Annotated in this window: 16 protein-coding genes; 6 read left to right on the top strand and 10 right to left on the bottom strand. The window is 62.1% G+C overall.

Going from position 1 to position 21,223, the window contains the following annotated elements; genetic code table 11:
* Positions 1 to 144: 144 nt before the first annotated feature.
* The 8 genes from AAHM40_RS21665 to AAHM40_RS21630 all read right to left on the bottom strand — a co-directional run bounded on the left by AAHM40_RS21665 (position 145) and on the right by AAHM40_RS21630 (position 10,502).
* Positions 145 to 456 carry a hypothetical protein gene (locus tag AAHM40_RS21665; RefSeq protein WP_342246491.1) on the bottom strand — a complete coding sequence of 104 codons (312 nt, stop codon included), beginning with the start codon at positions 454 to 456 and terminating at the stop codon, positions 145 to 147.
* A gap of 259 nt (positions 457 to 715) precedes the next feature.
* On the bottom strand, positions 716 to 2,035 hold the full coding sequence (locus AAHM40_RS21660) for an OmpP1/FadL family transporter (RefSeq protein ID WP_342246490.1): 1,320 nt from the start codon (positions 2,033 to 2,035) through the stop codon (positions 716 to 718).
* Positions 2,036 to 2,262: 227 nt separating this feature from the next.
* Positions 2,263 to 3,621, bottom strand: coding sequence for a DUF1329 domain-containing protein (locus AAHM40_RS21655; RefSeq protein ID WP_342246489.1), 1,359 nt, complete (start codon positions 3,619 to 3,621; stop codon positions 2,263 to 2,265).
* Between the two features lie 15 nt (positions 3,622 to 3,636).
* Positions 3,637 to 5,520, bottom strand: coding sequence for a DUF1302 domain-containing protein (locus tag AAHM40_RS21650; RefSeq protein ID WP_342246488.1), 1,884 nt, complete (start codon positions 5,518 to 5,520; stop codon positions 3,637 to 3,639).
* Between the two features lie 117 nt (positions 5,521 to 5,637).
* Positions 5,638 to 7,581, bottom strand: coding sequence for an acyl-CoA synthetase (locus AAHM40_RS21645; RefSeq protein WP_342246487.1), 1,944 nt, complete (start codon positions 7,579 to 7,581; stop codon positions 5,638 to 5,640).
* Positions 7,581 to 8,537: a fumarylacetoacetate hydrolase family protein gene (locus AAHM40_RS21640; protein WP_342246486.1), complete on the bottom strand. Its 957-nt coding sequence runs from the start codon at positions 8,535 to 8,537 to the stop codon at positions 7,581 to 7,583. The genes AAHM40_RS21645 and AAHM40_RS21640 overlap by 1 nt, the downstream gene beginning before the upstream one ends.
* A 175-nt stretch (positions 8,538 to 8,712) precedes the next feature.
* The gene (locus AAHM40_RS21635) at positions 8,713 to 9,801 is read right to left on the bottom strand and encodes a VOC family protein (RefSeq protein ID WP_342246485.1); all 1,089 of its coding nucleotides are present in this window, start codon (positions 9,799 to 9,801) and stop codon (positions 8,713 to 8,715) included.
* An 86-nt stretch (positions 9,802 to 9,887) separates the two neighbouring features.
* Complete coding sequence (locus AAHM40_RS21630) at positions 9,888 to 10,502, bottom strand: TetR/AcrR family transcriptional regulator (RefSeq protein ID WP_342246484.1); 615 nt, start codon at positions 10,500 to 10,502, stop codon at positions 9,888 to 9,890.
* A 718-nt stretch (positions 10,503 to 11,220) separates the two neighbouring features.
* Between AAHM40_RS21630 and AAHM40_RS21625 the strand changes: the two genes are divergently transcribed.
* The 6 genes from AAHM40_RS21625 (at position 11,221) to AAHM40_RS21600 (ending at position 18,724) form a co-directional block, all read left to right on the top strand.
* Positions 11,221 to 14,220 (top strand): molybdopterin-dependent oxidoreductase, encoded by a 3,000-nt coding sequence (locus tag AAHM40_RS21625; protein ID WP_342246483.1) that lies wholly within the window; start codon positions 11,221 to 11,223, stop codon positions 14,218 to 14,220.
* Entirely contained in the window at positions 14,213 to 15,085 is an 873-nt protein-coding gene (locus AAHM40_RS21620) for a 4Fe-4S dicluster domain-containing protein (RefSeq protein WP_342246482.1), read from the top strand. Before AAHM40_RS21625 ends, AAHM40_RS21620 begins: the two co-directional genes overlap by 8 nt.
* Positions 15,082 to 16,221, top strand: coding sequence for a glyoxalase (locus AAHM40_RS21615; RefSeq protein ID WP_342246481.1), 1,140 nt, complete (start codon positions 15,082 to 15,084; stop codon positions 16,219 to 16,221). Before AAHM40_RS21620 ends, AAHM40_RS21615 begins: the two co-directional genes overlap by 4 nt.
* A gap of 24 nt (positions 16,222 to 16,245) precedes the next feature.
* Entirely contained in the window at positions 16,246 to 17,217 is a 972-nt protein-coding gene (locus AAHM40_RS21610) for a fumarylacetoacetate hydrolase family protein (RefSeq protein ID WP_342246480.1), read from the top strand.
* Positions 17,218 to 17,280: 63 nt separating this feature from the next.
* Entirely contained in the window at positions 17,281 to 18,273 is a 993-nt protein-coding gene (moaA, locus tag AAHM40_RS21605) for a GTP 3',8-cyclase MoaA (RefSeq protein WP_342246479.1), read from the top strand.
* A gap of 82 nt (positions 18,274 to 18,355) precedes the next feature.
* Positions 18,356 to 18,724 carry a DUF5064 family protein gene (locus tag AAHM40_RS21600; RefSeq protein WP_342246478.1) on the top strand — a complete coding sequence of 123 codons (369 nt, stop codon included), beginning with the start codon at positions 18,356 to 18,358 and terminating at the stop codon, positions 18,722 to 18,724.
* An 89-nt stretch (positions 18,725 to 18,813) separates the two neighbouring features.
* Here the strand turns inward: AAHM40_RS21600 and AAHM40_RS21595 are convergent, their stop codons facing one another.
* Together AAHM40_RS21595 and mhpA are read right to left on the bottom strand one after the other, a co-directional pair.
* Entirely contained in the window at positions 18,814 to 19,467 is a 654-nt protein-coding gene (locus AAHM40_RS21595; RefSeq protein ID WP_342246477.1) for a TetR/AcrR family transcriptional regulator, read from the bottom strand.
* A gap of 2 nt (positions 19,468 to 19,469) precedes the next feature.
* Positions 19,470 to 21,125: a bifunctional 3-(3-hydroxy-phenyl)propionate/3-hydroxycinnamic acid hydroxylase MhpA gene (gene mhpA / locus AAHM40_RS21590; RefSeq protein ID WP_342246476.1), complete on the bottom strand. Its 1,656-nt coding sequence runs from the start codon at positions 21,123 to 21,125 to the stop codon at positions 19,470 to 19,472.
* Positions 21,126 to 21,223 lie beyond the last annotated feature (98 nt).

Genomic DNA, 21,223 nt, shown 5'->3' with positions numbered 1-21,223 from the left:
TAGATTCCGGGCATAAAAAAAGCACCGTGACCGGGAATCCTCGAGAGAACTCACGCTCACGGTGCTCTGTCTTGCAGGCCCTTGCGTCCTGCCCGGCAAAGCCGGCTTCCGCTATCGCGGAACCTTGCACGGGCTGGTTTTACATCAGTCAAGCGGTTCCGACAACTCCCTGATAGCTTTCTGCAGGCGCTTGCGTAGCTGTGCTAGATCCGGGGACTTGAAGGCATGGCGCGTGCGCTCCAGGGTTTCCACAGTTTCACCCAGCAGGGCCTGGATACGCCCTGGCTGATTCAGTGGAGCATCGCCGATCCAGCGGCAGAGGGGCATCTGTCGGCAGTCTTCGCTCTTACTGATGAGGGTGCAGTCCAACTCGCTGTGGTTCAGCAGGGTGCTGGCCTGACAGGCCGTGTTGGGGTCGTTGCTGGCAAGGATCAGGTAGGGTTGCACGGGTTTCATGGCGTTTTGTGAATGGTTGATGTCAATGTGCCATTATGCTGGGTGGCTTATCGCGCGCGGATGCTGATCCGGATCAATGAACTGAGCCAACAGGACCAGCCCATGGCCAGCTTGCCGGTTTTGCCGAACCGGGGCAGCCAGGCGCGCTCGCCGGGAGACAATTGCATGTGGGAGCTTTGCAGCACAGTCATAATGAACCCCTATTATCTAACGGCGACAGGTTCCGGCACGGGTGAGAAATTACGGGCAGAACCGCCTTTTAGAAGTTGTATGTGAACTGTATGGCCAAACCATTGGCTCTATTCTTGAAGTTCGCGCTATACGCCGGCTGAAGTGCAGTGTCTCCAGGTTGTTTCACAGAAGCCTCGGAGTCCCAGAGATAGCCGTAGGCAAAATCGACCGTCAAATCGGGGCTTGGCGAATAGCCTGCGCCGATTGTCACCGCTTTTCGATTGCCGACAGGGATTCGCACGCTGCGGTCGGCATTGCGAACAGGGGAAGGGTCATATGCGTAACCGGCTCTCAATACCCACTGCGGATTAAGCTGATAGGAAACTCCAACTGCAGTGGTCCAGGTGTCATGCCAGTTCAGTGTCTCACCGACTCGATTCAACCCTACACTTTGGCCGATGGGGGAAACATTGCTATTGATGGCTTCAAACTTCTGGAGTCGGCTCCAGCGAGTCCAGGTGGCACCCAGGTATCCGGTCCAGCGGCTATTGAATCGATGAGTAATCGAAGTATCCACTGATTCGGGCATTTCGAGATCAATCGTGGCGGCGTAGTTTCCGTCAAGGGAGAGAAAAGCCGGCGAATCGGAAACCGTGGTATGTCCTTTTAGCTCATAGCTCCGTTTGGAGTGATAGGTAATTCCCCAGGTGGTTGCGTCGCTCAAATCAACCAAGAGCCCGATGTTGTAGCCAAGTGCCGTGTCGTCGCCCTTGATGGTGACCAGCGTCTCCGTACCGTTGTTCAGGTTGCCGGTGGCCAGATTACTTTGAAGCTCCGCATCGAAGCGGTTCAGGGTCAGGCCGGCACCTATGGAAAAAAAGTCATTGACCCGGTAGGCAATCGTCGGTTGCAGGGTCATTTCCCTGGTCTCGCTATAAGAGCCGTAGTGACGACCCTGGAAGGTGCTCTCGTAGTCATTGATGAGACCACTTGGAGCATAAAAGCCCAGGCCGATCGAGATGCGCTCATCAAGTGGCATGGAAATATAGCCGAAGGGCATGACTCCAATGGGGACCGAGTCTCCCTTATTTGTCCCTGGAGTACTGCTGCTTGCATCGCTGATATCGTTGCTGACCGATATCAAGGCTGCTCCTCCACTGACCTGCCTGCGTTTCAGTTTGGTCAGGCCGGCAGGATTTCCATAAATGGTGCTGGCATCCAATGCAGATGACGATCTTCCGGCATAAGCGGTTCCAGCGCTGCTGGCGCTCTGCTCGTTAAGTGCAATGCCATTGGCACTTGCGGTCGTTGAAAGGCTGAACAGGGCAGTGGCAAAGGTGAGCCTGGTCAACAGAGATTTATCCAGGGAATTGGAAGTGTATCGAGTTGCACAGCTATTGGTTTTCATCTTTCATATCTTTTTTGTACTAGTTTGTTTAACGCTGACCAAGCTTTTAGGCAATGACTTGCTTTTCCGAGCACTTTTCAGTGTCAGTTGGAGTGTTCCTTAGTTGTGCTTAATTCCCTGATTGCCCGTACTTGAAGGCGACTGAGTTGGTAAATGGCACGTAAAAGGCCGCCAGTCGTGGTGGCGGCCCAGGTCTCGGGCTTGTGGCCTTCAACTAGTGAAGTTTTTCAACGGACCCCGGCATTGCGCAGGGCGGCGGGGGTGTAGTCGGCGGCAAGGGCTTTGCCCCCGAACTCGACACCCTTACTTTCCTCGTTTTTCAGGCCCGAAACGATGTAGCGACCATTCAGCAGGTCATGCAGGGTTTCCACGGCCAGCCAGGGCACCTGGACGTTGTAGTAGGGCTGCAGATGGCCTTCGCCGACCCGCCAGAGGGTGCCGCGCGCGTCGTAGTGGTCGGCCAGGACGATCTGCCAGGAGTCCTCGTCGATAAAGAACGCGCGCTTGGCATAGACATGCCGCTCGCCCGGCTTCAGGGTGGCCTCCACTTCCCAGACCCGGTGCAGTTCGTAACGGGTGAACTCCGGGTTGAGGTGCCCGGCCTTCACGATGTCATCGTATTTCAGCTTGGGAGAGTCCAGCTTGAAGCTGTTGTAGGGGGTGTACAGTTCACGCTTGCCGACCAGCTTCCAGTCGTAGCGGTCTTGCGCGCCGTTGTACATGTCGAAGTTGTCGCCGACGCGCAGGCCCTCGGAAGCAGGGTAGGGGCCGTCATAGGCCACCTGGGGGGCACGTCGTACGCGGCGCTGGCCCGCGTTGTAGAGCCAGGCCAGACGCGGTTCCTTCACCTGGTCGAGGGTTTCGTGAACCAGCAATACACTACCGGCCAGGCGCGCGGGGGATACGACCTCCTCCTTGTAGTAGAACAGCACATTGCCCGGATTGGCCGGATCGAAGTCCTTTAGCTGATCGCGGTAGGTAAACTCCATCTTGAATGTCACCGGCGTGAAGGCACCGCTTTTCTCCGGCGTAGCCTGCGCGCTGGTGCGTTTCATGCTGCCGCCGCGGTAGCGAGTGAGGTGGTTCCAGACGACTTCCTGGCCATTCTGCGGGATGGGGAAGGGGTAGGCGGTCTGGAAGTTGGTCAGGCCATTGCCACCTGCCACGAGCTGGGTGTTCTGTGCGTTGGACCGTGCTGCGGCGTAGACGGAGTTCGGGAGTGCGACGCTGCGGTGGCTGGGGTAGACCGGCAGCCGATACGAGTCGGGATAGCGCTTGAACATGGCCAACTGGCCGGGGCTCAGCTTGTCCTTATATTGCTCCGCGTTCTGTGCAGTGATGGTGAAGAGCGGCTGTTCACTGGCGAAGGGGTCGTCGAGAAAGCCTTGGGCGTTCTGCTTGCCACTGTCCTTGCCGAGGCCGCCAGTCCAGGCCGGAATGCTGCCGTCGGCATTGCCCGCTTGCTCTGCGCCGAGCGGGGTCAGGGTCTTGCCGAGCTGGGCGGCTTGTTCCGGGGGGACGGCGGCCAGCGCCGCGCCGGCCACCAGGGAGAGACTCAGGGTTGTGCTGTGGATCAAGAATTTCATGGTCTGCTCTCCTGCTCAGAAGGACAAGCCGACGCTGAGCGCGATGAAATCGCGATCGACGTTGGTGTTGTAATCGCCGCCGAAGAAATCGGTGTACGACAGGCTGGCGTTGTAGGTATTGCGGTACTCGGCATCCACGCCCAGGCTGATGGCCTTGCTGCCTTCGTTGAAGCCCGGCTCAGGACCATAACCATCAACATCGTGGGACCAGGCCAGGTTCGGCTTGAGGGTTACCGCCGGAATCAGGTCGGTGTATTCCCAGATCGCGCGAGCGCGATAGCCCCAGGAGGTGGTGGTGAGGAAACCCTTGTCGTTGCAGTTCTGCGGCGTGGCAGAGCTGGTGAGGCACAGGTTGTTGTCCGGGAGCAGCTCGCCTTGGCCGAACACCGCATCGCGGCCATAGCGCAGGCCGCCTCGGCCTTCCAGATCACCGACATGCACCATGCCGATCTCGCCGACCAGGGTCAGGCGGTCAGCGCCCATGACTTGATCGAAGAAGTGCACGGCGGTGATCTGAGCCTGGGTCACGGGTTTGCGTTGATAACCCTGCACCAGCCCATTGTTTGTCGCCTGATAAGCCCCCGAGGAGAGCAGCGGCGAGAAGGCGGTTACGCCCGTGCCGGCGAGGACCTGATCGTTGCCGTTGAGTTGCAGTGGCAGGTTGGGCCGGTAGCTGATTTCCCCGGAGAGGGCGGTGCCGGTCGGCAGGGTGGTGGCGAAGCTCAGGCCATAGAGGCGGATATCCTCCGGGTAGGTCACCTGGTACTGCGCGGTGCCGAGGCGATAGGCGCCGATCAACTGCTGGCCAATAGCGGACCCGGCGACGCCGGCACAGACCGCGGGGTCGGTGATGCCGACGTTGGCGCAGAGCTGCGGGACGGAGGACAGGTCGGCGACGTTCGGGCTGGCGATCGAACTGACGTAGGGCTGACGGCTGTGATAGTTGAGGAAGTAGGCGCCGAATTCGGTATCCAGGCTGGGCACGAACCAGCGCAGGGCGGCGCCCCATTGGCCGCCATCGCGCGCATCGTCATCGGCAGCGCGCGGTACCTCGATGCCTTCCGCGCCCAGCCTGATGCCGAAGGGACTCAGGGCAGCTTGGGCCAGCGGGTTGGCACTGAGATTCGGGCCAACCGTAAGGGGCTGGCATCCATCGGCGACGAAATCGCTTTGCGAGAAGAAGGTGCCGCAGTTGTCCACCACCGTCTGCTGCCAATCCAACTGGTAGAAGGCTTCGGCCGTCAGGTTCTCGGTCAGGTTCTGCGACAGGTAGAACATATTGACCGGGATCAGGCCTTCCTTGATCTCGGCACCGGGACGGCGGAAGGCAGACACGTCCACCGGGTTGATGCTGTTGATCCCGCCCTGGATAAAGGTGCTCTCGCCCCAGCTGACCACCTGCTTGCCCAAGCGCACGACGCCGGGTAGTTCGCCGATCACGTAGTTGTGATAGACGAAGGCATCCAGCAGCTCGGCGCCGGAAGACTTGGCGCCTTCCTTGCGGCCGCTGTCGTCGATGTCCTTGAACAGGCGGCTCTCGTCCTTCAACTCGAAGTCGTACCAGTACTTGCCACGCACGAAGAGCCCGGTCTCGCCGTACTTCAGCTCCAGGTCGTGGATGCCCTTGAAAATCTTCGAGAAGGTTTCCCCTTTCTTAAAGTTCAGTCGGCCGTCATCCGTGACGCTGGCATCGCCCTTGCCGCCGTTGGTGGCACCGATCAGTTCGGGGTCGGCGCCACGCATGGCCCAGCTGGCGCCGACGCTGAGCGACGAGTCGAATTGCCCCTCGATCTCACCGAGGTTGAAGTTCAGGCCGAACGCTGGCGTTGCCAGGCCGCCGGCCAGGGCGATGGCCAGGGGTAGGCGGGCGCGCCGCCAGGGAAATCGCGTGTTGCTCATGCTCATTACCTCTTGTTGTTGTTTTGCACGCTGCTCGACTGGGATTTGCGGTACTGACTCCGGCGCTAAAGGTGGAATGGACGGGATCGCATAAGCTCTGCGTCGACTTTGGTAACGCTACTGGCTAGGGGAATGACCGAGCGTGGAGGTCGATGCGATTGATGGCAGCCACTCGACTTGAAAGCTGTAGCGCCCAAGACGAGAGGCCAAGGTTTCCCGGCTGGTGCAGCCTCGGATGCAGGCGACCAATCCACGACGACTGTCCTGAACGACCTCCACCGTGATGCCCGATAGCCCCAGGGGTTCGACTTCCTGAAGGACCACTCGGGCAATTTCCTGCTGCTGCAAGGCGGGCTTGAAAATCTTGCCCACGGCAGTCAGTGGCAGCGCCTCGAGTACCTCGATGCGCTTGGGCACGGCGGCGCGCTCGCTGATGTTGAGGTTGGCGAACTCCTGTAGTTCTTCCACCGTGCAAGCCTGCCCCTGGCGCAGTTGGACATAGGCCACGGGAACCTCGCCCGAGTAGGCGTCCGGGCTGCCCACTGCCGCGGCCATGGCGACCGCCGGGTGGGCCTGCAGGGCCTCCTCGATCTGCTTGGGATCGATGTTGTGGCCGCCGCGAATGATCAGCTCCTTCTTGCGCCCGGTCAGCCAGAAGTAGCCCTGCTCGTCCTGGCGCCCCAGATCACCGGTATTCAGCCAGCGCTGGCCGTTGATATCGATCCACACGCCGCGGTTATGGCTCTCTTCCAGATAGCCGTCGAACAGGTTCGGGCCGCTGATGGTGATCAGGCCGATCTCATCCGCGTTGGCGTCGCGCAGGTAGGCGCCTGCGTCATCGAGCACGACGGCGCGCATACCCTGGTAGGCGATCCGTATCCCGATGGACCCAACGTGGCGTTCGCCATGGGGCGGGTTGACCGAGGACACGCAGGCGCCTTCGGTGAGGCCGTAGCCTTCGAGAATCTTCACTCCGGTCTGCTGTTCGAACTCTCGGAACAGCTCCACCGGCAGTGGTGCGGCACCACAGAGCGCATAGCGCAGGCTGGAGAGGTCGCGGCCCTCGAGTCCGGTCTGCAGGAGCGCTGCATAGACGGTGGGAACGCCGGAGAAGAAGTTGATGCCGAAGTGTTCCACCATCTCCCAGAAGCGCGCGATCACGCCCTCGCCGCGGTAGCCTTGCGGCGTGCCGAGAATCACGTGGTCGCCCTGGGTCCAGGGCATCAAGCCTGTTACCAGTTGCCCGTTTACATGGAACAGCGGCAGCCCACAAAAAATGACCTGGCCGCCGTCGCGCGGTGCCATATGGGCGGCCATGGCCCAGGCGTTGAACACTTCGGAACCATGAGTGCGGGTGGCGATCTTGGGCAGTCCGGTCGTGCCGCCGGTGCTGAAGAACGAGGAGCGCTCCTCCGGGCGGATTTGCCGACCGCTCTTGAGGTGCGTGCCGGGCTGTGCGTCCATCAGCGCGCGCAGATCATGTATCGCGGTGCCCTTGCGCAATTCACGCTCTTTCTCTGCCAGGGAGCGGAGGGCTTCGCCTTGAGCCTTGCTGACATAGGGCTCCATGCCGACCCAGACGATGTTCCGGACCTCTGGGAGCCGATCCAGTTGCGAGGCCAGTTTGGGCCACAGGTCGCTACCCGGCGTCGGCGCCAGGGTCACCACTACGGATGCCTTGGCGGCCTGCAGCAGGCTGGCGGTCTGCCCGGCCTCCAGCAGCGGGTTGATCGCCATCACGATGCCGGCCGCCTCGCCGCCCCAGATGGTGAAGTGGGTCTCTGGCAGGTTGGGCAGGATGAAGGCGATGACTTCGCCGGGCCTAATACCCAGGTCGTGGAAGGCGTTCGCTGCGCGGGTGATATCCGCGAAAAGCTCGGAATAGCTCCAGTCGTGGGTGTTCCTGAAAGCGGTGGCGTCGGCGAAGAAGCTCAACGCGGGCGCGTCGGGTGTGCGCTCGGCCGTGCGTTTCAACGCTTCATAAGTACTGGAAGCCAGGCCGCGTTCCGATAGGGGGACCCGCTCGAGCTCCTTGATGTCGTTCAGGCACTGCACGGTCATCAGGCTTCCTCCACGACGCGGTTACGTTGCACACCCAGGTCGATCACGCCATCGGCGCTGCGAATGCGCGCCTCGACCACGTCGCCAGGCTTGAGGTATTGCGGCCGGCTCTCCTGGGCCTTGAGGAACATTTGCCATTTGGTGGCTTCCGGCAGCAGGGCCGCGATGCGTTGTTTGGCGGGGGAGGGGATCGACAGTGCGCAGCCCGCCGGCGTGCCGGTGGCGATCAGGTCGCCGGCGTCGAGATCTTGTACGGATGAGAGTTCGGTCAGGGTTTCTGCAGGGCCGTAGACCAGGTTGGCCGTGCTGTCGCTCTGACGCACCTGGCCATTGACCGTCAGGCGCAGCTGCAGGTCCTTCAGGTAATGCATGTCCTTGGCATCCAGCAGGCAGAGGTAGGGGCCGACCGGGCCGAAGGTGCGGAAGCTCTTGCCCTTGTAGAACTGCATCTGGGGAATCTGGATGTCGCGGGCCGAGTAGTCGTTGACGATGACGACGCCGGCGATGAACTCATGCAGGTTGGCGTCGGTGACGGCGACGGCGCCGTTGATCGCGCGCTTCATCACCAGCCCCAGTTCGATCTCGTAGTCCAGGAAGCGCACGTTGCGCGGCTTGATCAGGTCGCTGTCCGCCGCCACCAGGCAACTCGTCGCCTTGGTGAAGATCATGTTGTACTTCTTCGCGTCAGGGTCCATGCCCGACTCGATCATGTGCTGGCGGTAGTTGGCGCCCTGGCAGACGAACTGCTGGTTGCGGGTCAGCGGCGACAGGAGTTTCACCGCGCCCTCATCCAGCTCGGTACCTCTCACTTGAGCGAGGTCCTCGATACGGTTCTGTCGAATGAAGTCACCGGTGGTTTCAAAGGTACCGGGGACGACCGTGATGCGGCCCTGGCGTATCACGCCCCAGTGGATACCGTTCTCATATTCAAAGCGGACTACATGTACAGCAGACATTGAAGGCACTCCTGGAGCAGTGTCTGTCTCGTGCTCGTTGGCGCGAGGACTGTGGTGTTGTTCTGAACTTGGGCCGGCAAAGCGGTAGACCAGTGAACCGCCAGCGATCAAAGCGCCGGCTTTGAGCACGTTTCGCCGGCCTAACCTGGTTGAGTTGCTCGACATGGCGATACCTCTATCCGAACGTCCGCATGAGGGTCAGCAACTTGCGCAGCGTGAGGTCCGGGCTGCGTCGCAGGTTGCGGACCAGCGCGCGCAGATTGGCCAGGCCCAGCTTGGGCTTGGTGAAACTCTTGGGCATGCGTTGCCCCCACTGCGCCATGGCCTCCGGGCTGACGAAATGAACGCCAGTGGGTTCCGTGGCGGTGAAGATGTCGCCGTCGCAGTAGTGCTCGTGCTTGTCGCCCCAGGGGTCTTGCCAGTAGTCGAAGATCTGGCTGCCCAGGATGTGCCGGCCGATGCCCCAGGCGTGACGCCAGCCCCGCTCCCGCAAGACGCGCTGCCCCATCCCCACGGCATCGGTATCCACGAGCTCGTAAGCGCTGTGGCTGTAGGTCGCCATGAAGCCTTGGGCGATGGCGAGGGTGTGGTGATCGGCGGGCGTCTCACCGAGGTCCAGGCGCATGAAGGCGACGATGGGCGAGCCATCCGGGAGCACCTGTACGTCGCTGGGAATGAACCCCAAATGCTGCGTGTACCAGGCGCAGGTCGCCTGGTAGTCAGCCACTTCCACAACGACATGGCCGAGCTTGAGGACTTCCGGCGGCGCTACCGGCGCTCGCTGCGTGCTGTTGACTCGCGGATGCTCCACCAGATTGAGCGGCAGGGCGGCTCTATGGGGCAGAGGTTCACAAGGTGCCTGTCCGCAGATGGCCTCGACGATGAAGCCGGAGGGGTCAACCAGCCTGACCTGCTTTCCACCACCCGGATGCCTGCACGCTTCGAGGTAAGAGGCGCCGCTGAGCTGGCTCAGGCGGTTCAGGTCATCCAGGTTGCTAACCTCCAGTCCGAAACCGAGAAAGCGTGCCTGCGCCGCGCGATGGATGCGGTAGCAGTAGGGCGAAGGTGCGGCCGCACGGAGATAGAGCGTATCGGCATCCTGGTGACTGACCACCAGGCCGAAGTCGGTCAGGAAGCGTGCCGCTTCATCAAGGTCGGGACGCTCGAAGATCAGGTGAGCAAGGCGTTGAGCCTTGACCGTGGGGGCGGGGTGCCGGGCAGGTTGTGGTGTCGCCAGCCGGGGCATTTCAGTTCTGCTGCTCATTGTTCTTGTTGTCCGGTTTTCTGGAGCAAATACGGGCCCGCACCCCTGAGTTGCAGGGGTGTTGTCGAATGGAGTCGGTTACGAAATCAGTCGAGTGGGGGGAGGGCGGGCAACTCCATTGTCGCCAACGTACGGGCCTCCTCTGGCGGTACACCCAACGCTCGGAGCACGAATTCGGCCGTGTCAGTGCCCGATTCGCGCCATGTCTTGTGCCCTTCCAGCACCAGGAAAATCGAGCCCAGGACGCTGCCCGATATCAGTGTTATGACCGAGAGCAATTGTTCCTGCTGGAACTTGTAGCGCCCACTGGCCAGTCCGCTCAGAAGATCCGTAGTCGCCTGGCTGGTGAACATCTCGCGTAACGCGGAATTGCTCATGGCGAACTTATGGATGAACGCGCCCCACTGGGAATCCTCGTGTGCGCGACGAATGAAGAGTCGTATGCCACTGGCGAGGCGTTGAGCCGGATCCGAGAGGGTGTTGAAGCTTTTCTTGACGCGCTCGTGCATCTCCCCGGCGAGTTGGCTGGCGACCGCCTCGAACAGGCTCTCCATGCTCTCGACGTTGCTGTAGATGGTTCCGCGCGCGACGCCCGCCTCTTGGGCAAGGTCGAGGATGTTCACCTGGGAGGTGCCTTTGGCAGCGAACAGGCGAAAGGCGGCCTGATGAATGCGGCGCTGTGTGGGATTCAGGGCTTCCACGCTATTTCTCCACGTTTGCTTGGGTTTGATTGAACACGCGTGTTCTGTTCTCGTCAACAAGGTTTTTGAATGTCGGATCTGGCTTGCCAAGTTTAAATGGTTATAAACCCATTTTACTTGGGTTTACGAGCTTTTCAGCGGGGCTTGTGACGGTCTGTGAGGTCATGTGTATTGACTTGAGTGAACACGCGTGTTCAGCTTTTGGCGTTTCTGGCTCACACATCGACTGGGCCACCCGGCCGAGGGGCGATGCGAACCGACCCTGCCAAGCCAGTGGAAGGAGGGGCAAGACACCGAAGTGGAACCCATCGTCGTCCGCTGGAAGAGCAGGGCGTTGGCATCGCTTGCCGTGGCGTCGGTGGTCAAGAAGCAACTCGGGTTGCTGAGCAAGGGGAAACGTGCAAGGCCAAGGACATCGCCGCACATGGCCTTGATCGGCAACCAGCTGAAGTCACGTCGTCAGGCGAAACGCTACAGGCGATGGATTGGCGAAGCCTAGTGGGCACTCGAAACACCCGGTCCATAGACCTCAACCCGTCGGGAGGTGATGCGTTCTCAAACAATCGACCCAGGGAGCCGGCCTTTCCCGGCTTGTGAGCCCTGTGCGGGCGGACGGCTAACGCCGGACGGAGGGAGCCGCCCCGGCAACTGGACGCACCGGCGCCCAGAAGTCGTCCTGCTGCAGTGCCTCGAAACCCCAACACCACTGGCAACCTGAATGAAAAAACTACTTCTAAAAACAATATTGTTCGCCCTACCGAAGGTACTCGGCTTCACTGCCCGCAAGCATCCGCAATTCCGCGCCCGGCTCAAGCAGAGGAACTGTACCGTCTACATTGGCCTTCAGGACGGCAGCATCGGCCGATTCCTGGAAATTCGCGGCGGTAAGGTGTTCTCGCGTGTTGGCAAGGCGGCAGAGGCGGACGTCAGCATGCTGTTCAAGGACCTGCCGACGGCGCTGAAATTCCTCTCGCCCAACCCGGATATGGGCGAGATCGTCCACGCCGCCAAGAACTTCAAGGTCGTCGCCAAGGGGCCGGACCCTCTGGTGGTGTGGTTCACCCAGACGCTCAACCTCAGCCAGACGGTCGGGCTGGAGATGGGGCTGCCGATGCGCGACGGCACCCGGCGCTACACCACCTGCACCAATGGCGGCCCGCTGTTCATCTATGTGAAGGATGGGCGCATCCAGCGTGTTACGCCGTTGGAGCTGGATGAGAAGGACGCCCCGAGCTGGGAACTGCAGGCGCGCGGCAAGACCTTCCGTCCCAAACGCCGCGCCCTGGTGGCACCGCATGCCCTGTCGCTCAAATCCCTGGTTTATTCGGACAAGCGCATCCTGCAACCGATGAAGCGGGTCGACTTCGACCCGGACGGTGAACGCAACCCACAGAACCGCGGCAAGTCAGGCTATGTGCCCATCAGCTGGGACGAGGCGCTCGGAATCGTCGCCAAGGAAATCAATCGACAGAAGCGCGTCCACGGCCCTGGCTCGATCACCTTCCCGATGTCGTCCCACCACCAGTGGGGCAATGTCGGCTATTACCTCAGCTCGCTGATGCGCTTCGCCAACCTGATCGGTTTCACCCGCGTCGCCGCCAACCCGGATAGCTGGGAAGGCTGGTACTGGGGCGCCATGCACCACTTCGGCAACTCCATGCGTGTCGGCGTGCCGGCCGGTTATGGCGCCGTCGAGGACTGCCTGAAGGAAGCCGAGATGATGGTCTTCTGGTCCTGCGATCCGGAGAGTACCAACGGCGCCTACGCGGGCTTCGAGGGCACCACCCGGCGGCTCTGGGCCAAGGAACTCGGCATCGAGTTCGTCCATATTGATCCGCACAACAACCCCACCGCGCAGCTCCTCGGCGGGCGCTGGATTCCGATCCGCCCGCAGACCGATGCCGCCCTGGCCACGGCGATCATGTACGTGTGGGCCGTCGAAGGCCTGTACGACGCGGATTACGTCGCGAAACGCACCACCGGGTTCGACGAGTGGAAGCGCTACCTGCTGGGTGAAACCGACGGCATCGCCAAGACGCCCGAATGGCAGGAAGGCGAGACCGGCGTGCCGGCCAAGGACGTGCGCGCCCTGGCTCGCAAGTGGGGCAACCGCAAGGTCTATCTGGCGACCGGCATGACCGGCGCCGGCTTCGGCGGCGCCGGTCGCGGCGCGACCGGGCAGCAGTGGGCGCGCTGCATGATCATGATGATGGCCATGCAGGGCTGGGGAAAACCGGGCGTCAATTTCGGCTGCCTGCAGATCGGCTCGCCGGTGGACCATCATTTCTACTTCCCCGGTTACGCGGACGGCGGCATCTCCGGCGAATTGATGTGGACCGGCAACGCGGTGAACAACTACCAGCGCATGCCGCACATCCTGACCATGAACCCGGTCAAGCAACTGGTGCCCAGACAGCAGTTGCCCGACGCCATCATCAATGGCCATGCCACCGGCTACCTGTGGGACGGCATGTCGCAGGAGGCGCAGTTCGCCCCCTTCACCTATCCGATGGCGGGCTATTCGCCCATCCACATGATCTACCGCTACGGCGGTTCATCATTCAGCACCGTGACGCAATCTGGCCGCTGGGTCGAAGCCTACCGCCACGACAGCATCGAATTCGTGGTCAACCAGTCCATCTGGATGGAGGGTGAAGCCCAGTTCGCCGACATCATCCTGCCGGCCTGCACCCAGCTCGAACGCTGGGACATCGGCGAATGGTGCAATTCCGGCGGTTACGCCCACCATGGCTACACCCTGGTCAATCACCGCCTCGTGACGCTGCAGCACAAATGCATCGAGCCACTGGGCGAGTCGCGTTCGGACTACGACATCTTCGCGGCCATCCTCGAGCGTCTGGGCTTGGGCGGCGTATTCACCGAAGGCTGCAGTGAGCTCGATTGGGTCAAGCGGGTGTTCGACTCCTCCGACCTGCCGGATCACATCTCCTGGCGCGAGTTCTGTCGCAAGGGCTATTACGTCGTGCCGCCGGAAAGACCGGAACTGCGCCCGCCGGTGGACATGCGCTGGTTCGCCGAAGGCCGTCAGAAGGATCTGCCGGAGCCGTTTCCGCTGCCGTCGCAGTGGGCAGAAGAGTTCGGCAAGGGCCTGCAGACGCCCAGCGGCAAGCTGGAGTTCGTTCCCGAAACGCTCAAACGCCACACCAAGGACAATCCCGACCGGCCGGCGCTCAACCGTTACATCCCCTCCTGGGAAGGCTTGGGCACGACCGAACTGGTTGGCAAGTATCCGCTGCAGATGATCGCGACCCATTCGCGCTACAGCTTCCACACCTCCAGCGATGGCAAGAACGGCGTGACCAGTCGAGTGGCGGATCATCGTGCTCGCATCCTGGGCCATGACTTCTGGCTCTTGCGCATCAGCCCTGGCGACGCCGCTGCCCGAGGTATCGCCCATCGCGACCTGGTCAAGATCTACAACGACCGCGGCGCGGTGATCTGCGCTGCCGACGTGTCGGCTCTGGTGGTGCCGGGGGTGGTCAAGTCCTATGAAGCGAGCGCCGAGTTCCAGATGCTGGAAGTGGCCGGAGAAACGGTGGAGATCGGCGGCTGCCTGAACATCCTCACCCCGGATCGGCCGCAAACCCGGGGGACCAGCAGCATGAGTCCGAACTCATGCCTGGTGCAGATCGAAAAATGGCAAGGCGCCGACGCGTTCAAGCGCCTGCGCGCCGAGGTGGGAGTCGCCCATGAGTAAGTGGAACCTGATCATCAATGTGGGGCGTTGCGAGAACTGCTACAACTGCGTGCTCGCCGAGCGGGACGAACACGTTGGCAACGACTATCCGGGCTATGCGGCGCCGGCCTCGCTCGCCGACGAAGCACCGATCCGCATCCTGCGGCGCGTGCAGGGGGCGGCGCCGATGGTCGAGACGACCTACCTGCCGGTGATGTGCAACCACTGCGACGATGCGCCGTGCATGAAGGTCGGCGGCGACGCGATCAGCAAGCGCGCCGATGGCATCGTCGTGATCGACCCGGTGAAGGCCAAAGGCCGCAAGGACATCGTCCGCTCCTGCCCCTACAGGGCCATCGTCTGGAACGAAGAGCAGCAGGTTCCCCAGACCTGGATCTTCGACGCCCATCTGCTCGACGACGGCTGGAAAGGCCCGCGTTGCCAGCAGGTGTGTCCGACCGACGTGTTCGAGGCGGTGAAGCTGGACGACGTGGCGATGCAGCAGAAGGCACGCCAGGAAGGCTTGCACGTGCTGCTACCCAAATTGAACGCGAAGCCGCGAGTCTATTACCGGGGCCTGGAGCGCTGGGACACCTGCTTCATCGGCGGCAGCCTCAGCGCCAGCGTTGACGGCGTGGTCGATTGCGTCGCCGGTGCCGAAATCACGCTTTTTCAGAACGGGAAACCCATCGCAGTCACCCACAGCGATGCCTTTGGCGACTTCCGCTTTGGTGGCCTGGCCAAGAAAAGCGGCGGTTATCGCGTTGAAATCCACCACGGCCTGGGCGAGGCGCAGCGCGACTGCGAGCTCGACGAAAGCCTCTATCTCGGCGAGATCCGGCTGGTGAACAGCCATCAGCAATGCATTGAGGAGCAAACTGTATGAGTCACACTCAGGAACTGAGCGTGCCGCCGGAGTATCCGGAAAGCGCGGCGCCCGCCCACGTCAAGAAACTGGTCCGGCCGAAGGCCTGGCAGAAGGCGACGCAGCTTGCCTTCCTGCGTTTCGAAAAGAAGGATCTCGTCGCGGCTGAGCGCTTCTGGAACGATTTCGGCCTGGTGACCGTGTCGCGCACCGCGGAGCAACTGGTACTGCGCGGTGCCGGGACGGCGCCCGCCATCCTGGTCGCCACCAAGGCCGAGACTTCGCGTTTCGTCGGCTCGGTTTTCGTGGTCCCGGCCGATACCGATTTCGCGCGGCTGGAACGCGAAAGCAACGCCAAGCCGCTGCCACCCGAGCGCATTCCTGGCGGCGGGCGCGGCGTCACCCTCAATGACCCGGACGGCACTGAACTGTGGTTAATCACAGATTGGGGGACGGTGCCAGCGTTGCCGACCCGGCCGCCGATCCATCGGGAAATGAACGTACTGGGCGAGATCCAGCGGGTGAACCGCACGGTCCGTTCGCCTGTCGAGCCGGCACTGGTCGGTCGTCTGGGGCACGTGGTCTACCAGACCAGCAACTTCGAGGTGATGTCCGAGTGGTACATGCGCCACCTCGGCCTCATTCCGACGGACGTGCAGTACCTGGAAGACGGTTCGCCGCTGGTCACCTTCTTCCGTCTGGACCTGGGCGACCAGCCAGCGGATCACCACACCTTCGTCATGGCGAGCGCGCTCCAGCCGCGCTACGAACACAGCGCCTGGGAAGTGATCGACCTCGACGCCCTGGGGCAGGGACAGCAAGTCATGCATGCCCGTGGCCACAAACACTTCTGGGGCATCGGCCGGCACCTGCTCGGCAGCCAGCTGTTCGATTACTGGAAAGACGCCGACGGCTTCGACTTCGAGCATTACACCGATGGCGACGTATTCACCGCCGATCACGAGACGCGCTACGTGCCGTTCTCGACGGGCAGCATCTGGGCCTGGGGGGACGATGCACCCAGGAAGATCTTCCCGGCCAAGTCTCTCGGGCTCGTCTGGCGGGCACTGAAGCTCATCCGCCAGGGGCGCCTGACCTTCGCCAAGCTACGGATCATCGGCAAGACGCTCGATACGCCGGCGCGTCCCTGGCTTTGAATTCGACACACAAGGACCTGATCCATGGCCACCCCTCTTATCCGCTTCATCCCGGTCAACGCACCTGCCGACACCGACCCCCGCTGGGGTGTCGTCTTCGGCGAAAAAATCGCACCACTGGACGGCCGCTACGCGACCACCGCCGACCTCATCCGGAACGGGCGCGAAGCCGCCCGTCAGCTCACGTCGGCCCAGGCAACGCTCGAACTGGACAGCGTCCGCGTCCTGCCACCGATCACCTCGAACCAGCAATTCATCTGCCAGGGCGTCAATTACGAGAGCCATGTGCGGGAGTCGGGCCTTGATCCGAAGAACTTCCCGTTCAACACGATCTTCACCAAGGCACCATCGTGCATCAGCGGCCCGTACGACGACGTCGTGCGCCCCGTCCACGTGAAACTGCTGGACTACGAGATTGAGCTGGGTCTGGTCCTCGGGCGCGATCTGGTTCCTGGCGAGGTTGTCACGCCGGACAAGCTTCACGAGGTACTGGCCGGCGTGACCATCGTCAACGACGTCTCGGCCCGCGATGTGCAACTGCCTCAGGGCCAGTTCTACAAGGGCAAGAGCTACCAGACCTTTGGTCCGGTCGGCCCGGTGCTGCTCCTGCTCGAACCCCGGGAGTGGCAGCGCTGGCGCGAGCTGAAGATGACCCTGACGGTCAATGGCATCGCCCGGCAGCAAGCCTACTGCGGCGAAATGCTGTTCAAGCCGCATCAGACGCTGACCGAACTCGCCTCGCTGCACGGCATGCACGCCGGTGACCTGGTGGCGACCGGGACTCCGGCCGGTTGCGCCGCCAAGGCACCCGGCAAATTGGTCATGTTCATCCTCAAGCACTTCATGTCCGATGCCGGGAAGTGGAAGGCCTTCATCGCCAAGGCGACGAAAAACCCGCTCTACCTGAAACCCAGCGATCTCATGTCCCTGAGCATCCGTACCGACGATGGCGCGCTGGATCTCGGCCAGCAGCGCACACGGGTGGTACAGGCATGACCGCAGGCGAATGGCCGCTCTGCCTGAGCCCGGCCGAACCAACCGTGTGCTCGGCCGCGTGTGATGGATAGCATGCTGCGGGATGGCTTCGGTCGCAGCATCGATTACCTTCGCATGTCGGTGACTGATCGCTGCGACTTCCGCTGTGTCTACTGCATGGCCGAGGACATGACGTTCCTGCCGCGTCAGCAGGTACTCAGCCTGGAGGAGTTGTATCGCTTGGCGGCGCTGTTTGTGCGTAGCGGGGTGAAGAAGATCCGGCTCACCGGCGGCGAGCCGCTGGTGCGCAAGGGCATCGTCCAACTCTGCGCGCAGATCGCCGCCTTGCCGGGGCTGCGCGAACTGGTGATGACCAGCAACGGTTCGCAGCTGGTCAAGCTGGCCCCGCCGCTGGCCGATGCCGGGGTCAAGCGCCTCAACATCAGCCTGGACAGCCTTGATGCACAGCGCTTTCGGGCGATTACCCGTACCGGCGACCTGGCCCAGGTGCTGGCCGGCATCGACGCGGCTCGCGCCGCCAGCTTTGCCCGGGTCAAGCTCAATACCGTGGTGATGCAGGGGCGCAATGCCGACGAGGTGCTCGACCTGCTCGACTATGCGGTGAACCGTGGCCTGGACATCAGCTTTATCGAGGAAATGCCACTGGGCGAGGTAGGCCGCTCGCGTGGCGAAAGCTACTGTTCCAGCGACTGGGTGCGCGAACGTATCGCCGAGCGCTACAGCCTGCTCGATAGCGCCGAACAGAGTGGTGGGCCGGCGCGCTATGTGCGCCTCAAGGAATTCCCTGGAAGCCGTATCGGCTTTATCTCACCGCATAGCCACAACTTCTGCAGCACCTGCAACCGCGTGCGCCTGACCGTGGAAGGGCGCCTGCTGTTGTGCCTCGGGCACGAGAACTCCATCGACCTGCGCGCCCTGCTGCGCCGCCATCCGCACAGCGATGCGCCCCTGCTGCAGGCGATCCACGCCGGCTTGGCGCGCAAGCCGTTGCGCCACGAATTCAGCGTTGGAGGCGAGGTGCAGGTGCTGCGCTTCATGAACGCCAGCGGTGGTTGACCCGCTTGAACAACATGCATCGAGCGAAGCTACCGCCCAAGAAACTGTCGTCCAATCGATCTGCCATACCAAAGGGACAAGCATGTTCAATCCAGGTCATCTGCATCGCACCAATCCAATCGATCTGCCGCACCTGCCGAAGTTCGACATCAACGTGTACTACGAGGTCCGCCGCGACGCGGTCGAAGGCGTGCTGATGCATTTCAAGGTGGTCGGCACTATCGGCGGCCGCGAGTTCTGCGAGGAATTCGACCTGCATCGCGATACCGCCTTCAACTTCGCCATCCCGATCACCAAGGCAGTGGCCAAACACGGTCTGCCACTCAACGCCGGCCCGATCATGCCCGAGCATGCCGAATACGACGCCATGTTCGAGGATATCCGCCAGCAGCTCGGCGCTCGAACGGGCGAGCCCGTCGATTTCGATCACCTCGACAAGGATGGCCTGTAAGCCCGCAGCGTTCGTATGCGCTGGGATTCTTGAGCGTTTTCTCCGGGCGCCGGCCCAGAAGCGGGTGTCCCAGTGGGTTCGCGACTGGGTCAGCCGATGGTGGGTAACGGCAGGCTGGCGATCTTCCTGGCCTTGGCCGGGGTAGTGCCCAGAGCCTTGAGGACCATCTCGGCGACCTGAACATCGTGCCCCGTCACCGCGCGACCCTCGACGACCGAACGCATCGCGCCGGTTGTGCACGACACCACGAAATCCATGGCGATGCCTTCGTCCTCGAACGTGAAGGCACCTTCGCGCCGGCCTTCACGCAGGTCGCTCAGCACATGGGTGGCCAATCGCGAGCGAATGGCCTGGTCGAAATGGATGATGCGCAGCAGCGCGTTGGCCCACTGGCGGTCTTCCGTGGCGCGGTGGATGAACATGCGCACGCCTATCGAAAGCCGCTGGGCACCGCTTTTTACGTTCGCGCTGAGAACGGAAATGGCGTCGGAGAACTCCGCTGCCAGGGTAATTCCCACCGCCTCCAGCACTTCGTCGCGGGTGCGGAAGTAGTTGTAGATGGTGCCGTTGGAGACTTCCGCTTCCGCAGCGACTTCGAGCAGGGCGATTTCCCCCACCTCTTTGCGCGCAATGAGGCGCAACGCGGCGTCCACCAGACTGCGGCGCGTGCGCTCACGCTTCTTGTGGCCGCGCGTGAGCGGCTGCTGTTCGTCCTGGTCGGGCGGTGGAGTGGAGGAGGGCATGCTCAGGCTCGCATTCGAAGAGGCTCGGTGATGGTAAAGGAAACGCTGTCGGCGGTGGAGTCGCCGCTGGCCATCAGGTCCATGCAGGTTTGAACCAGTCTGGCGGCCTCCGTGCTGGCGGCATGGTGCATGATGTGCCGGTCGGGGCGTACCACGACGAGTGTGCCCCTGGGCGCCAGCGGCAGGATGGCATGGTTGAGGTCTTCGATGAATGCGGAGTTTCCGCCAGGGTGCTGGCCGCAGGCTCCGATCTGCACGAAGCTGCCACCCAGCTTGACCCAGGATGCGGCCTGGGCAGGGGAGAGCAGCGAGAGCGGATCGACCCCGAATCCGACCAGGGTGAGTTGGTCACCCAAGGCGTCGTCACTCAGATGCACGCGCTGCTGTGCGTTGCGCACCCAGGCTTGAGGAAACAGGCCGCCGCGAACAAGCTTGTCGCCGCGGCGATGGGGCGCAAAAAGGCCGTGCCTGAAGATGTTTTTCGGCTTGATCTGCAGCTCCTCGAAGTACTTCCGGGTAGCGGGCGTCAGCGCCAACGTGCGCATCAGTCCATGAATCAGGAAGGCGGCCAGTTTGTTCCTGGGCATCACCAAACGGCCCATCAGCTTGGCCATGTCGATCATGGCTTTCGCGTGGGGGCGGCGCTCCTCGTCATAAGAGTCCAGCACCGCGGGCGAGGCTTGACCGCGCAGGACCCAGGCGAGTTTCCAGGCCAGGTTGGCGACATCGCGAAGCCCGGCGACGAGCCCCTGGCCGACGAAGGGGGGCGTGATGTGGGCGGCATCCCCCACGAGGAAGATGCGTCCTTTGCTGAAGCTGTTGCAGCAGCGGGCGTGAAACCGATACACGGCCTTGCGCTCGATCTGCAATTCCTTCGAATCGATCCACGGCGCAAGCAGCCTGGCGATGCTTTCCGGGCGTTCCATCTGCTCGCGAGTCTCCCCCGGCTGCAGCATGAACTCCCAGCGCTCCCGGCCGCCTGGCGCGGGCATATGCGGAGCGGGGCGCTCGGGGTTGCAGCGGAACTCGACATGATCGATGGCGGACTGGCGCCGGTTGCCGGCATCGATGATCAGCCAGTCCTCGGCGTAGGTCTCGCCCTCGAAGTCCTGGCCGATCAGGCTTCTGACCCTGGAGCTGGCACCATCGGCTCCTACCAGGTATCGGGCGCGAACGAAGTGTCTCCTGCCTTTCTGATCCTTGACTGAAGCGACGACGCAATCCCGTTCCTCGGACAGGTTCTCCAGCTCGAGACCGCCCAGGCTGGTCACCGATTCGAATTGCGAGACCCGCTCGCGCATCGCGTGCTCGAGGTCGGGTTGGTAGAAGGTCACCAGCTTGGGATGGCCGTCGATGCAACCCGCCGTATTGGCCCGAGCGAACTGTCCGAGCACCGGCGAATGCATGCGCACCTCGGGAATCACGATCTTCTCGAAAGCGTCTTCGGCCAATCCGGCAAGTTGCAGGATGCGCAACGCTTCGTTGTCCAGGGCAATGGCTCGGGGTATCAGCAAGACCTCATGGGCCTTATCCAGGACCAGAGTGCTTACGCCATAGCGACCCAGTAGTGCGGCGAGTGTCGCGCCTGCGGGGCCGTAGCCCACTATCAGCACATCGACTACATCCGGCGGCAGTGCGGAGCATTTCTTGTTGTTCATATCGAGCCCTTGTTGTGATTGAAATCGTGAGACGCGAGATCTCATCGTCAGGCAGGGTCAAGGTATGTAAAATTGAGATGTTTTTCAATATTGATGTT

It is taken from the genome of Pseudomonas sp. OTU5201 (genome assembly GCF_038440135.1).
Lineage (GTDB): Bacteria > Pseudomonadota > Gammaproteobacteria > Pseudomonadales > Pseudomonadaceae > Metapseudomonas > Metapseudomonas resinovorans.
Note: the sequence above shows the minus strand (reverse complement) of the source record. Positions and strands in the feature narration are given on the sequence as shown.

Excerpts from the sequence above, each read along its gene's own strand:
- moaA (WP_342246479.1), top strand. The coding sequence starts at position 17,281 with ATGGATAGCATGCTGCGGGATGGCTTCGGTCGCAGCATCGATTACCTT.
- AAHM40_RS21635 (WP_342246485.1), bottom strand. The coding sequence starts at position 9,801 with ATGAGCAGCAGAACTGAAATGCCCCGGCTGGCGACACCACAACCTGCC.
- AAHM40_RS21645 (WP_342246487.1), bottom strand. The coding sequence starts at position 7,581 with ATGACCGTGCAGTGCCTGAACGACATCAAGGAGCTCGAGCGGGTCCCC.
- mhpA (WP_342246476.1), bottom strand. The coding sequence starts at position 21,125 with ATGAACAACAAGAAATGCTCCGCACTGCCGCCGGATGTAGTCGATGTG.
- AAHM40_RS21610 (WP_342246480.1), top strand. The coding sequence starts at position 16,246 with ATGGCCACCCCTCTTATCCGCTTCATCCCGGTCAACGCACCTGCCGAC.
- AAHM40_RS21660 (WP_342246490.1), bottom strand. The coding sequence starts at position 2,035 with ATGAAAACCAATAGCTGTGCAACTCGATACACTTCCAATTCCCTGGAT.
- AAHM40_RS21615 (WP_342246481.1), top strand. The coding sequence starts at position 15,082 with ATGAGTCACACTCAGGAACTGAGCGTGCCGCCGGAGTATCCGGAAAGC.
- AAHM40_RS21600 (WP_342246478.1), top strand. The coding sequence starts at position 18,356 with ATGTTCAATCCAGGTCATCTGCATCGCACCAATCCAATCGATCTGCCG.
- AAHM40_RS21595 (WP_342246477.1), bottom strand. The coding sequence starts at position 19,467 with ATGCCCTCCTCCACTCCACCGCCCGACCAGGACGAACAGCAGCCGCTC.
- AAHM40_RS21665 (WP_342246491.1), bottom strand. The coding sequence starts at position 456 with ATGAAACCCGTGCAACCCTACCTGATCCTTGCCAGCAACGACCCCAAC.
- AAHM40_RS21655 (WP_342246489.1), bottom strand. The coding sequence starts at position 3,621 with ATGAAATTCTTGATCCACAGCACAACCCTGAGTCTCTCCCTGGTGGCC.
- AAHM40_RS21625 (WP_342246483.1), top strand. The coding sequence starts at position 11,221 with ATGAAAAAACTACTTCTAAAAACAATATTGTTCGCCCTACCGAAGGTA.
- AAHM40_RS21640 (WP_342246486.1), bottom strand. The coding sequence starts at position 8,537 with ATGTCTGCTGTACATGTAGTCCGCTTTGAATATGAGAACGGTATCCAC.
- AAHM40_RS21650 (WP_342246488.1), bottom strand. The coding sequence starts at position 5,520 with ATGAGCAACACGCGATTTCCCTGGCGGCGCGCCCGCCTACCCCTGGCC.
- AAHM40_RS21620 (WP_342246482.1), top strand. The coding sequence starts at position 14,213 with ATGAGTAAGTGGAACCTGATCATCAATGTGGGGCGTTGCGAGAACTGC.